This window comes from Deltaproteobacteria bacterium, from assembly GCA_016709225.1.
GTDB lineage: Bacteria > Myxococcota_A > Polyangia > Nannocystales > Nannocystaceae > Xiheibacterium > Xiheibacterium phototrophicum.
Window position 1 is genome coordinate 1,198,611 of sequence record JADJEE010000002.1, and the last position, 12,840, is coordinate 1,211,450.

Consider the following 12,840-nt stretch of genomic DNA (forward strand, 5'->3'; position numbering starts at 1 on the left):
CTCGACTCGAATGGTAGACACCCGTTCATCGCTGCGCGGCCTGTGTGATCTGCGGGTCACGGTGTTCGAGCGCCGACAGGGCGCCACGCTGTACTGGCACACGCTCGGCCTGGGCGAGCTCGACCGCTTCGAGCGGGGCCCGAGCGCGCTGAAGCTGCAACAACGCATCGTCCAGCACCTGCGACGCGCGATCGCCAAGCTGTGGCCGGCACAGCTCGAGGCGCTCGAGTTCGTGCCCGGCCGCACGCTGCACGGCGTCGAGCTCGACATGTTGCTGGGTGAGCCGCGCCGACGCGTGCGCGGCAGGTTCTCACTCGTGCTCGAGCCACGCGATCGCGGGGGCACCGACGACGCGCCGCTGTGGATCGCCTACCACCCGCTGCGCCCGCACGAGTGGTTCCCGCACGCGCCGGAGCGAACGCTCGCCGACGAGGCCAGCAGCTACTTCCGCCAGCGCTGGTCGTCGCTCGACCCACTGGCGATCGAGCAGCTGCGCGCCAGCCCCCGCGAGACCCTGCGTCTGTTCAGCTTCACCGCCACCAGCCGCGGGCTGCTCGAGCTGGTCGACGATCGGCCGGGCGCAGAGGACCGCCCTGCGCTGGGCGCCAACCCGCGCCAGCGCGGCGCGGCGCTGCTGGCCGAGCTCGGCCGCAACGAGACCGAGCTCATCGCCGAAGGCGACGCGCCGCTCGGCGCCGAGCGTTCGCCGTGGACGCAGCAGCTGCGCCAGCTGCTGTGCGGCGACCAGCGCAGCTCGGTGCTGCTGGTGGGGCCCAGTGGTTGCGGCAAGAGCACGCTGTTGCGCCGCGCGATCCATGATCGCCTCGAGGCCGACGGCTGGGCGGTGCACCGCAACCTCGATCAGGTCCACGCGGTGTGGTCGATCCGTGGCAGCCGCCTGATCGCGGGGATGTCGTACCTCGGCCAGTGGGAGCAGCGTTGCGTCGACCTGCTCGAAGCGTGCCGCACCGAGCGCGCGCTGCTGTGGATCGAAGACCTGCACGCGTGGGGCCGCATCGGCGAGAGTCGCGAGGCCGACCGCAACCTCGCCACCTTCTTCCGCGGGCCGATCGCGCGCGGCGAGCTGACGGTGCTGGCCGAGTGCACCGCCGAGCAGCTGCAGCTGCTCCAAGACGACGCGCCCGAGCTCGCGGCCGCGCTGACGACACTTTGGGTCGATGCCACCGACGCCCGCGAGACCGCACGCCTGGTCCACCACAGCGCGCGACGGCTCGAGGTCGACCACGGCGTGGGGTTCGACGCCGCGGCGTTCCGCACGATCGCCGATCTCGGCGGTGCGCTGTCGCCGAGCACGGCCGAGCCCGGCAAGTCGATCGAGCTGCTGCACGCACTCGCGCGAGGCGAGTACGGCTTCTCGCTCGAGCTCGACCTGGTCGAGCAGGAAGTCGCCGCCGGCCGTCGCCTGCATGCGATCCGCCGCTGGCGCGAGCTCTCGGGCGGCAGCCTCCACGCCGCGGTGCAGGCCGTCGACCAGTTCACCGCCACCGGGGTCTGGCCGGCGATCACCGAGCGCGTCCACGCGGTCGCATCACCGTCGGCCTACGGCACCATCGACCCCCGCTTCGACGAGGCACCACCGCCGGCCGTTGTCGGACACTCGGCGGTGGTGCGGCTGTTGGCCAAGCGCACCGGCGTGCCCGAGCTCTTGTTGGTGCCGCAGCGACCGCTCGCGGTCGACACCGTGCGCACGAGCTTCGCCGAGCAGGTGCTCGGACAATCGACCGCGGTCGATGCTGTGACCGACATCGTGCTGCGGATGCGCACGCAGCTCGACGACCGCGCGCGCCCCTACGGCGTGCTGCTGCTCTCCGGCCCCACCGGCACCGGCAAGACCGAGCTCGCCAAGTGCGTGGCGGAGTACCTCTATGGTGATCCCAAGCGGTTGATCCGACTCGACATGAGCGAGTACGGCGGCGCCGATGCGGTCGCGCGGCTGGTCGGCGACCGCGCGCGCCCCGAGGGCGTGCTCACCCAGGCCGTGCGCGCGCAGCCGTTCTGCGTGGTCCTGCTCGACGAGATCGACAAGGCCGATCCCGCGATCCTGGGCCTGATGCTGCAGGTCTTCGACGACGGCCGCCTCACCGACGCGGCCGGCCAGGTGGTCGACTTCAGCCACGCGGTGGTGCTGCTCACCTCGAACCTCGGCGCGACCACCGAGCGCGCGATCGGCCTCGGCGAGCGGCCCGAGCACGCGCGACGCGAGCTCGTGCGGGCGGTGCAGGACTTCTTCGCGCCGGAGCTGTTCAACCGCATCGACCGCGTGGTGCCGTTCGATCCGTTGTCGGTCGAGGGCGCCACTCGCATCGCGCACCGGGAGCTGCAGCAGCTGCTGACCCGCGACGGCTTGGTCGAGCGCAACGTGTTCGTGCGCTTCACGCCGGCGGTGATCGACTTCGTGGTCGCGCGGGGCTTCGCCGCCCGCGACGGTGCCCGCTCGCTCAAGCGCTGGCTCGAAGATCACGTCGGCGCGTGGTTGGCCGACGAGATCGCCGGCGGCCCGCTGGCGGCGATGCGTGTGTTCTGGCTGTACGTGCGCGACGGCCAACTCGCGCTCCACGGCGAGCACCTGATCGAGGCCACCTGGCGGGCCGACCCCGGCGCGATGCAGCTGCTGCTCGACCGCAACGCACGACAGCTCCGACGCGGACTCGCCGACGCACTGACGAGCGTCGAGACGGTGCTCGACAGCCCTGCGCTCGTGCGGCTGGGCGCGACCATGAGCGAGCAAGTCTCGCGCTCCGCCGCCGGCGACACCGCGGCCGGGCAGACCGCCTACAGCCTCGACCGTCTGCGTGGCGAGCTGCTCGAGCTGCGTGATCGCCTGCGCGTGCAGGCGGACTACGACCCCCTGCTCGCCGATGACACCCGCCAGGCCGAGGTGCACGGCGAGCTGGTCGAGGCCGAGCGCTTCGGCTGGGCCCGCCGCGCCGTCGCCAATGACGACGAGATCGTCCTGCGCGCACTCGACCCCCGCGGGCAGGTGCCCGCGCTGCCGCTGCGCACGCGCCCGCAGGTGCTCGACCTGCTCGATCGACTGCGACTGCTCGAGGTCGCGATCGCCCACGCCGACGATCCCGACGAACACGCGGTGCTGCTCGAGCTCACGCGCGTCAGCCGTACGCGCCCCGAGGGTCGCTTCGCACGGCCACGCGCGGGACTGCTGGAGTGGCTGGCCGAGGCGTACGCGGGGGCCCGCGTCGACGTCGACGAGCGCGTGGCGGCCTTCGGCGACACCATCGTGCGCTTCGACGACGAGCTCCCCGACGCGATGCGCGGCACCTGCGAGCAGATCGTCCTGCGCATCACCGGCCCCGGCGTGCGCACGCGGTTCCTCGCCGAACATGGCTGCCACGTGCGTCACGCACTGTCGGGCGCCACCGAGATCGTGCGTGTGCACGTGCGCCCGTGTGCCGGCGTCGACGCGGCGTCGTTCGCCCGTCAGGTGGTGCTGCGACGGCAGCAGTTCGCGGCTGCGCTCGAGCACGGCAGCGCGGCGCAACGGCCGGAGAACCCCGACGCGGTGCCGCCGATCGTGCGCGAGTACCACTTCGATCCCGCACCGAGCGGCGCGCCGGCGCCGATCACCGTCGAGGATCACCCGCTCGGTCACGTGCTGCGCCTGCACGTCGCGCGGCTCGCCGACGTGCTGCCGACGCTGTGGATGCTGCGGCCCGACCCGCAAGGCGGCGAGGGGGACACCGCGCCATGACCCGCCCGAGCTATCGCGTGCACATTGCAACCCACCACGACGGTCGTCGGACCGCACGGCTGCTGCCCACGCGCCCGCCCGAGCTGCGACCGCCGACCGCCTACGGCGACGACGACGAGCAGGTGCTCGCGCAGCTGGCGTTGGCGGTGGCCGAGCAGCCGGGACTGGCCGACGACTTCGCGTGGCACGAACCGCTGACCCTGCGCCGCGCGAGCATCACCGTGCACCCGCAGTCGATCATCGGCAAGCGTGCGGTGATCGGCGCGCGCCAGCTGCCGATCCGCATCGGGTACGCGTGGGCACCGCTGGGCAAGGGCGGCTTCAAGGTGTTGGTGCCCGCGCTGTCGTGGCTGTTCGTGGTCGAGACCCTCGAGCTCGCGCCCGAAATCGTGCGCCACGCGGTCGCCACGGCGCTGCTCGGCCAGCAGGCCGCGCGCATCTACGGCCTCCACGACGTCACCGACGAGCGCGTGATCGAGTGGGTGCCGCCCGCCAACGCGCGCGTGGCCCCGGCCCCCGAGCGTGACCAACGCGAGGTCGCGCCGGTGTTGGCCGCCATCGCGCAAGACTGGGTCGAGCGCGAGCGGCGACGGCCCGGTCGACGGCTGGTGGGCCAGTTCGACTTCAGCGCCCAGCTACCGCTGTTGCTGCGCGAGCAGCCACGCTCGCTGCTGCTGGTGGGGCCCGCCGGCTGCGGCAAGACCACGTGGGTGCGGGCGCTCGCACGCATGCTCGGCAAGCGCGACAGCGAGGACCCACCGCCGCGGCTGTGGGCGACCTCCGCCGATCGCATCGTCGCGGGCATGGTCTACCTCGGCATGTGGGAGCAGCGTTGCCTCGAGCTGGTCGCGGCGCTGTCCGGCACCGGCGACCTGCTCTACTTCGATCGACTCGCGCCGGTGCTCGCCGCGCAGACCGGGCGCTCGTCGATCGCCGACCTGCTGCAGCCCGCGCTACAGACCGGCGCGATCGCGGTGATCTCCGAGTGCACGCCGGACGAGCTCGAGCGGCTGGCCCAGCGCGCACCGTCGTTGTTGTCGCTGTTCCACTTGGTGCCGCTCGAGCCCCCGCCGGCGGCGGCCATGGTGGGTCTGCTGGCGACGTGGTTCGCGCGTGAGCGCGCCGACATCACCATCGACGGCCCCGGCTGGCGGCGACTGGTACAGCACCTCGAGTTCTTCCAGCGGGATCTCGCATTCCCGGGCAAGGGCTTTCGCACGCTCGACGCGCTCGCCAAGCTGCACACCGACGAACACGGCGGACACGTCGAATTGGGCGCCGAACAGGTCAGCACCTCGTTCGCACAGATCACCGGCTTGCCGCTCGAGATCATCTCGGACACCCGCCGCGCCGATCGGTCGCACATCGCAGCGCGGCTCCGCGAGGGCGTCATCGGCCAGGACGAGGCCTGCTCGGTCGCCGCCCGCGTGCTCACGCGGCTCAAGGCCGGACTCAACGACCCCGCACGCCCGATCGGCAGTCTGTTCTTCGTCGGGCCCACGGGCGTCGGCAAGACCGAGCTCGCCAAGCAGCTCGCGCGCTACATGTTCGGCAAGGCCGAGGCGCTGGTGCGGATCGACATGAGCGAGTACATGCTGCCCGGCGCTGCGCAGCGCCTGCTCGCATGTGGCCGCGGCGTGCGGAGCCTGGTCGAGCGCGTCCGCGAGCGGCCACTCTCGTTGGTGCTGCTCGACGAGATCGAGAAGGCCCACCCCGAGGTCTTCGACCTGCTGCTCGGCATGCTCGGCGAGGGTCGCCTGACGGACGCCGATGGGCGCCTGGTCGACTTCCGCATGACCATCTGCGTGATGACCAGCAACATCGGCGTGCAGGCCCAGGCCGCGGCCGGCTTCGGCGACGCCGGCGACGGGGCCAACGACCTGCTGCGTGCGGTTCGGGGCCACTTCCGGCCGGAGTTCTTCAATCGCATCGATCACGTGATTCCGTTTGGGTCGCTGTCGCCCGAGCACATTCGCCGCATCGTCGAGCTCGAGCTGGCCCAGGTCGCGCAACGCACCGGGCTCGTGCGTCGCCGCCTGCGCCTGCGCGTCGAACCCGACGCGCGCGCGTGGCTGGCCGAGCGCGGCTGGCACCCCACCAAGGGCGCACGCCCGCTCAAGCGCGTGATCGAAGAGCGCCTGGTGGCACCGGTCGCCGCGTTGCTCGCCGAGCAGCCGCGGCTGCAGGACTGCGAGCTGGTGGTGTGCACCGCCGGGGTGCCGGTCGCGGCCCGAGCGGGTCGCGTGGTGCTGGTGATCGACGATGCGCGCCCGGCTTGACAGCCGACGCGCGCGACCGCGAGCCTAGGGGCCCTGGTGTCCGAGCCTGCGCCCCGCCCCTGGCTGCCTTTGTTCGTCGTCACGCTGCTCGGCGTGGCGGACGGCCTGTACCTGACGCTGGTGCACCTCGACTACGAGGTCGGTCGCGCGGGGCTCGCGAGCGCGTGCCACCAGTTCTCGTCGACCGGCTGCAGCGTCACCGCGGGTCGCTTCGGCGATCTCGTCGGCATCCCGGTCGCGACGCTGGGCATGGCAGGCGCGCTCGCGATCACCGTGCTCACCACACTCGCATGGCACCGCCGCGATCGCTGGGAGGATCCCTACCGCGCGGGCATCGTGGTGCTCGCCAGCATCGCCTTGGTCGTGTCGCTCACGATGGGTGTGTTCTCGGTGATGGAGGGCGCGTGGTGTCCGTTCTGCGTGGCCTGGTACGGCATCAACGCCGTGCAGCTGTGGCTGGCGCTGCGCGTGCGCGATCGTGCACTCGCGTGGCGTGACGTGCTCGACGACGCGCTCGGTCTGCCGTCGGCCGTGGCCGCGGGGGTCTTCGCGCTGACCGTGGTCGGCACCATGACCTGGTACGGCCGCGAGCGCGCGGCGCTCGAAGAGGAGCGCGACGCCGCGATCATCCCGGCGCTGGTGGCCGAGCTGCGACAGAGCCCGCCGGTGGAGGTCGGAGTCCCCGATGCGCCCCGTCGTGGACCGGCGGATGCCGAGGTCGTGCTGGTCGAGTTCGGCGACTTCCAGTGCCCGCACTGCCGCAAGCTGTTCCTCGGCATCGAGGAGTACCTGGCCACGACCGGGCGACGCGTGGCGGTCGAGTTCGCCCACTTCCCGCTCGACAAGAGCTGCAACCCGCGGGTCGACACGCGCCACGAGCACGCCTGCGCCGCGGCGGTCGCCGGCGAGTGTGCGCGTCGGCAAGACCGGTTCTGGGAGCTCGCAGCGGTGCTCTTCGAACACCAAGACGACCTCGAGCGCGAGCAGCTGCGAGGCTACGCCGGTGAGGTCGGCCTCGATGTCGCCGCCTTCGATCGATGCATGGTCGATCCCACGGCCACCGACAAGGTCACGCTCGACGCCGAGCTGGGCATGGCCTACGGCATCACCGGCACGCCGACCTTCTTCATCAACGGCTACAAGTGGACCGGCGCGATGCCACCGCAGGTGCTCGCGGGCGTCATCGAGGGCCTGCTCGCGCCACCCACCGCTCAATCGGCGCAGTAGTCGAGCGTGCGCAGCGGCTCGCTCGCGGCGGTGTCGAGTCCCGGCGGCGGCACCTCGACGAAGCACGTGCGCAGCTGGTCACCGTCGAAGCTGGCACGGAGGTATCCGTAGCGTGGCACGCCGACCCCCTGATAGGCGCCACCGGTGCCCACCACCACTTCGTGCAGCGACGTGCCGGCAACCTCGACGTGGGGGAAGTCGTGCAGCGCGTGGGCGTGGCCGGCGATCACCAGGTCGACGCCCGCGAGCGCGAACTCGGCGAGGGTCTGCGCGGCGAGATCCTCCCGTGACCAGCCGGCGCCGGTGACCCCCGCGTAGGGCGGATGGTGCATCACCGCCACCAGGTGCCGCGCATCGCCGCGATCGAGCAGCTCGGGCAGACGCGCCTGCACCGAGCGGGCGATCGCGCCGCTGCCGGTGTCGAGCATCGCGACGTGCACGTCGCAGACCGTGAACGCGTAGTTCCCGGGGCCGAATCGCCGGTTGTAGAGCGGATGCAGCGGCCGATACACGTCGTGGTTGCCGGGCACCACCGCGGTCGGGAACGGCAGGCGCGCGAGGATCTCGGCCACGGTCTCGAACTCGTCCTCGCGCGAGTTCTCGGCCAGATCACCGGCCACCACCAACGCGACCAGCGGCTCGCCAGCGGCCTGCGCCTCGCGATGCTCCTCGCGCAGACGATCGACGATGCGCTCGAACTGTAGCGGGTTGGTCTGGATGTCGGCGGTGAATGCCACGCGGAAGCGCGACGGACAGCTGCGGCTGCCGCGGATCCACACCGGCGCGTCGTCGTCGAACGTGACGTCGAGCTCGCGCCGCGTGCTACCGGGCACCGCCGACACCTCGGTCGCGCCGACCATCACGGTGGCGGTGGGATCGACGTTGTCGAGCACGACATGCAGCGCCGTGGTCGCCGCGTCGGTGCGCTCGAACGAGAGCGCGAAGGCGCCGGGCGTGGCCACGCGGGCGTGCACCGCCCGCGGATCGAGCTCGCGCAGCAGGCCGGTCGCGCTCCACGATGCGGTGCTCGACACCTGCGGCTCCTGGAAGCGCACCTCGACGTCGCCCGCGGTGTGCAGACGCGCGAGGTCGTTCTCGGCGATCACGCGGCACTCGGGGTTGCCGTACTCCGGCGAGCTGCACTCGGGCTGCACGCAGCCGAGCTCGAGTCGGGCGCACAGCAGGACCAACGGCGGCCAGAGCCGCCATGACGGGGGTTTCATCGACGGCCTCCGGAGTTGCGGCGACCGGCGCCGAGCAGCGGCGGCAACACGGTGCCGGCGTTGAAGGTGAGCGCGACGCCGTTGCCGACGATGGCCCCCACGCCGCCTTGGAACGCGTAGCGCGAGCCGACCGGCCGCACGCGCACGGTGAAGTCGACGTGCACCGCACCGAGGAAGCCGATGACGGGGCCGAAGTTGATGCCGCGCCCGTCGAACCGAGTGTGCCGATAGCCGAGGCTCACCAGCCCCGATACCCCCGCGCGGCGCGAGCGACCGTCGCGACGCGGGCGTTCGGTGAACGGCACGTCGAGGTCGTACCAGGCCTCGGCGTACAACGGCGCCAGCTGGGCGCGGCCGCGCTGCAGCGTGCGTGCCCCCGGCGCGGCGCTCGAGACGATGTCGAAGCGCGGGCCGGCCATGAACGTGAACCGCTGCCGCGGCGACAGGTGCCAGCGCGCACCGACCAGCAGCGGCAGCAACATCGTGCGCTCCACCGGCGTCACCGCCCCGTCACCGAGCGACAGCCAGTCACGGCGGTACGCCACCTCGGGCCGCCATCGCAGCTCCGCGGGGCCCAGGTGCGCCGAGCGACGCACCGCCGGGTACGGCAGCGCGACCGCGAGATCGATCGCGAGGTTCATCGCGAGCCGCCGCTGCTCGAGCGTGACCGGCCGCGCGCCTCCCTGTGCGAGCTGCGGCCGCGGGTCGACCTGCCGCTCCGCCCCCAGCCAACCGCCGAGCTCGCCCAGCAAGCGCATGCGACTGCTGCCGTCGCGGAACCACCATGTCGGCGCGACGCGCAGCGACATCGTGGGTGGGCGCCGCTCGTCCTGCACGCTGTTGCTGCTCGTCACGAGCCCGATGCCGAGGCTCTCGCGGCGCACGCGATCGTCGAGCTTCGGACCGTCGCCGATCGTGCGGCCCGCGAGGACCCCGAGCAGCGCGCCCGCACCGGCGACTGCACCGGTCCCGACCAGGGCGACGGCGGGATCGCCCTTGGCGAGGCGGTCACCGAGGACGAACAGCACCGTCGCCGCGGTGGCCCCCGCGAGCGCACCGAGGGACAACAGCAGCACCCGCGCAGCGCCGGGGCGCGTGCACGTCGGCTCGCCGGGTTCGCAGCACAGCGCCCGCACACGATCGCACCCGGGCGGGCGCGGCTCGGCCGCGCTCGAGCGCTGCACCGCGCCGCCACGACGCGGCCGGTCCCGGCCATGCGCGGGCATGACCAGGCCGAGCGCCAGAATCGGCACCAGCCCGGCGGCGGCGCCGGCCTTCACGGATCGACCCACGCGTCACGCAGGTACCACGGACCCACGGAACGCCAGCAATAACCGGCGCACGCAGGTCCCGTGATGGCGCTTGTCACATTGCCCGGAAGCCCGCAAAATTCCCGCGACGGGCAGCTGGGCCCGCTTGGGTGATGAACATGGATGGCTTTCGTTCGATGTGGTCCTTGGGTGCGCTCGTGCCCGCGGTTTGGATGTTGGCGTGTTCGACCGTGCCCGACGAAGACGCGGTCTTCGCCGCGCGACGCGAGCAACTGGGCGCCCTGGCCGCGAGCCAGTGCGAGGCCGCGAGCGACTGTGCCTGCGAGCTGACGGCCGCGCAGGGCGGGTGCACGTCGCAGCTCGAGGATACTTGGCTCGCGCGTCTGCGCGCCGGCGGCGATCTCGGACTCACGTGGGATGCGGCGTGCGTCGAGACCATCGCCGCCCAACTCGAGGACGCGGGCTGTTCGTGGCCGGCGGCCGGGACCGCGAACCCGTGTCGCGACTTCTGCCAGGTCTTCCACGGCGACCGCGCCGAGGGCGAGAGCTGCGATGGACACGATGCGCTGGTGAGCAGCTGCGCGCAGGGGCTGCTCTGCGACGCAGGCCGCTGCGTCGCGCCCTGCGCGGCGCTCAGCGGTCTACCCGAGGGCGCGCGCTGCTTCGACACCGACGCCGGCACCTCGCTCGATCGCTGCGCCGAGGGGCTGCGGTGCCTGTTTCCCGCCGGTCGCTGCGCCCAGGCGCCAGCGGCGGGCTCGGCCTGTCTCGAGGGCCAGTGCGACGATGACAGCTACTGCGACTGGAACACCGAAGTGTGTCGCTCGCTGCCGGGTCTCGGCGAGAACTGCGACTTCGCGCAGTGCCGCGAGGGGCTCGCCTGCGCGTGGAACGACGTCGACTTCACCAGCCGCTGTGTGATGGCGGCGGGCGAAGGTGAGTCGTGCAGCAACACGTCGTGCGTGCAGGGTCTGTCGTGCAGCGGCGCCACGCAGACCTGCACGGCCCCGGGCGGCGAAGGCGACCCCTGCGACGTCGGCTGTCACGAGGGCCTGGCCTGCAACTACGACTCGTACATCTGCGAGCGACCGCCGCCGGTCGGCGCGCCGTGCCCCTCGGGCGAGTGCGCGGTCGGGGCCTGGTGCGACTTCACCGACACGTTCGACGGCGTGTGCCGTGCGGGCGCAGCGCTCGGGGAGGCCTGCATGGGCCACCGCGAGTGCGCGAGCGGCTACTGCCCGGCGGGCTACTGCGATCGTCTGCCCGAGCTCGGCGAGTCGTGCCGCGAGACCCTCGCGTGCGGCGTCGGCACGTCCTGCGACGGCGACGTGTGCCGCGCAAGCGTCACGCGCGGGCCCGCGGTCTGCGTCTACGAGGGCTGGTGACGCACGCGCCCACGTGTCGCAGCGAGCCACGTGCGCGGCCGTGCGCCGATTCCCGATCAGCTTTGCTCCAAACCACGTCAAAATGCCGTGGTACTGCTTGCAGTCGAAGAGGTTGCCATGCGCATTTTCACAGGGGTTCGTCCGGTTGCGAAGTTGGGCTTGTGGTCGTGGATGTGTGGGGCGGTGCTCAGCGCCGGCTGCATCATCACGACCGGTGGCTCGAACGATGACACCGGCGGCACCGAGACCGCGAGCGACACGCAGACCACCAACCCCCTCACGACCTCGGACGCCAGCGGACAGATGACCTCGGCCGACAGCGGTGACGACACCGCGGGGTCGACCACGGATGGGCCGATCGGGGAGTGCAGCAGCAACATCATCGTCGACGGCGGCTTCGAAGGCGGAACCCCGAGTGCCACGTGGACGGAGTCCTCGACCAACTTCAACACGCCGATCTGCGACGCCACGTGCACCGAGGACCCGGGCGCCGGCCCCTATGCGGGTGACTGGTACGCCTGGTACGGCGGCTCGGACGGCGCACTCGAGGAGGCCGCCGTCAGCCAGTCGGTCACCATCGATGGCGAGACCGCATACCTCTCGTTCCGCTTCTCGATCAACGACTCCGGTGGCACCGGCGGCGACGTGTTCGTGGCGCAGATCGACGACACCGTGGTGTTCATGGTGACCGACCTCGACACCGGCTTCGAGGGCTACACGCCGGTCTCGCTCGACGTCAGCGACTTCGCCGACGGCATGGAACACACCGTCACGTTCAGCGCGGCGATCACCGGCGACGGCCTGACCAACTTCTTCCTCGACCAGATCGAGCTGGTCGGCTGCACCACCGGCAGCGACTCGTCGGGCTCGGGTCTCGACAGCAGCGGCGGTTCGAGCGGCGACTCGGGCAGCGGCACCACCGACGGCAGCAGCAGCAGCGACGGCGGCAGCAGCAGCAGCGGCGGCTCGAGTGGCGGCAGCGGCAGCGGCTCGTCGTCGGGGACGATGTAGTCGGCGCCGCGGCACCGCACGGGGCGTGGCCTCGCGCACGCCGGCGTGCCGGCCAAAAGCCTCGGTCGCCCGCTCGCGCGGCGGTCCACTTGTGGATCGCCGCGCGGCTTGTCGGGCATACTTGCCAACGTGCCGTCGTACCGATTCGTCTGGCTGCTGCCGCCCATGCTGGGCCTCGCGTGCACGGTCGACACCGAAGATGGCGCGACCTCGCTGGGCGACCCCACCTACGCCGGGACCACGGTTTCGACCACCGCGAGCTCCACCACCGCGAGCTCCACCACCGCGAGCTCCACCACCGCGAGCTCGATGGGCGACGGTGCTTCGTCCTCCGAGGGCGACCCCTCGGCCACCGGCAGCGACGGTACCGAGAGCTCCGGCGGCGTCGATCCATCGACGACCGGCGCCGACGGGCAGCCCACCGACGGCGCCTACTCGGCATGCGAAGACGTGACCGATTGCTTCGGACTGGTCTACTGCGCGGTGCCGCAGGCCGGGCTCGGGTTCTGCACCGACGCCTGCGAGATCCCCGGTGACTGCGCGCCGTCGCCCGGTGGCACCGCCCAGCCCGCGTGCGTGACCGCCACCGTGAACGCCGCCGAGCACCAGGTGTGCGCGCTCGACTGTAGCGGCGGCAAGACCTGCCCCGGCGGCATGGAGTGCGTGATGCTCGACAGCTCGATGGTCTGCGCCTGACCGATCGGTGGCACGAGT

Annotated in this window: 8 protein-coding genes; 6 read left to right on the forward strand and 2 right to left on the reverse strand. The window is 72.0% G+C overall.

What is annotated here, in order from left to right; translation table 11 throughout:
* Positions 1–10 precede the first annotated feature (10 nt).
* Genes IPH07_19235 through IPH07_19245 form a run of 3 tightly spaced genes read left to right on the forward strand, consistent with a single transcriptional unit; the run spans position 11 to position 7,236 of the window.
* Positions 11–3,730, forward strand: a complete 3,720-nt coding sequence (locus IPH07_19235; GenBank protein ID MBK6919536.1) for an ATP-dependent Clp protease ATP-binding subunit — start codon at positions 11–13, stop codon at positions 3,728–3,730.
* Positions 3,727–6,009, forward strand: coding sequence for an ATP-dependent Clp protease ATP-binding subunit (locus IPH07_19240; GenBank protein ID MBK6919537.1), 2,283 nt, complete (start codon positions 3,727–3,729; stop codon positions 6,007–6,009). The genes IPH07_19235 and IPH07_19240 overlap by 4 nt, the downstream gene beginning before the upstream one ends.
* A gap of 36 nt (positions 6,010–6,045) precedes the next feature.
* Positions 6,046–7,236, forward strand: coding sequence for a thioredoxin domain-containing protein (locus tag IPH07_19245; protein MBK6919538.1), 1,191 nt, complete (start codon positions 6,046–6,048; stop codon positions 7,234–7,236).
* Here IPH07_19245 and IPH07_19250 read toward each other — a convergent pair.
* Positions 7,221–8,459, reverse strand: coding sequence for a metallophosphoesterase (locus IPH07_19250; GenBank protein ID MBK6919539.1), 1,239 nt, complete (start codon positions 8,457–8,459; stop codon positions 7,221–7,223). The two genes, IPH07_19245 and IPH07_19250, sit on opposite strands and share 16 nt — an antisense overlap.
* Positions 8,456–9,751, reverse strand: coding sequence for a hypothetical protein (locus IPH07_19255; protein ID MBK6919540.1), 1,296 nt, complete (start codon positions 9,749–9,751; stop codon positions 8,456–8,458). The genes IPH07_19250 and IPH07_19255 overlap by 4 nt, the downstream gene beginning before the upstream one ends.
* Before the next feature lie 155 nt (positions 9,752–9,906).
* Between IPH07_19255 and IPH07_19260 the strand changes: the two genes are divergently transcribed.
* The 3 genes from IPH07_19260 to IPH07_19270 all read left to right on the forward strand — a co-directional run bounded on the left by IPH07_19260 (position 9,907) and on the right by IPH07_19270 (position 12,822).
* Positions 9,907–11,115 carry a hypothetical protein gene (locus IPH07_19260; GenBank protein MBK6919541.1) on the forward strand — a complete coding sequence of 403 codons (1,209 nt, stop codon included), beginning with the start codon at positions 9,907–9,909 and terminating at the stop codon, positions 11,113–11,115.
* Between the two features lie 117 nt (positions 11,116–11,232).
* The gene (locus IPH07_19265) at positions 11,233–12,126 is read left to right on the forward strand and encodes a hypothetical protein (GenBank protein ID MBK6919542.1); all 894 of its coding nucleotides are present in this window, start codon (positions 11,233–11,235) and stop codon (positions 12,124–12,126) included.
* A gap of 129 nt (positions 12,127–12,255) precedes the next feature.
* Positions 12,256–12,822: a hypothetical protein gene (locus IPH07_19270; protein ID MBK6919543.1), complete on the forward strand. Its 567-nt coding sequence runs from the start codon at positions 12,256–12,258 to the stop codon at positions 12,820–12,822.
* Positions 12,823–12,840 lie beyond the last annotated feature (18 nt).

What these genes read in the sequence shown, in the direction of transcription:
- IPH07_19235 (MBK6919536.1), top strand. Translation starts at nt 11, where the DNA reads ATGGTAGACACCCGTTCATCGCTGCGCGGCCTGTGTGATCTGCGGGTC.
- IPH07_19240 (MBK6919537.1), top strand. Translation starts at nt 3,727, where the DNA reads ATGACCCGCCCGAGCTATCGCGTGCACATTGCAACCCACCACGACGGT.
- IPH07_19260 (MBK6919541.1), top strand. Translation starts at nt 9,907, where the DNA reads ATGTGGTCCTTGGGTGCGCTCGTGCCCGCGGTTTGGATGTTGGCGTGT.
- IPH07_19250 (MBK6919539.1), bottom strand. Translation starts at nt 8,459, where the DNA reads ATGAAACCCCCGTCATGGCGGCTCTGGCCGCCGTTGGTCCTGCTGTGC.
- IPH07_19265 (MBK6919542.1), top strand. Translation starts at nt 11,233, where the DNA reads ATGCGCATTTTCACAGGGGTTCGTCCGGTTGCGAAGTTGGGCTTGTGG.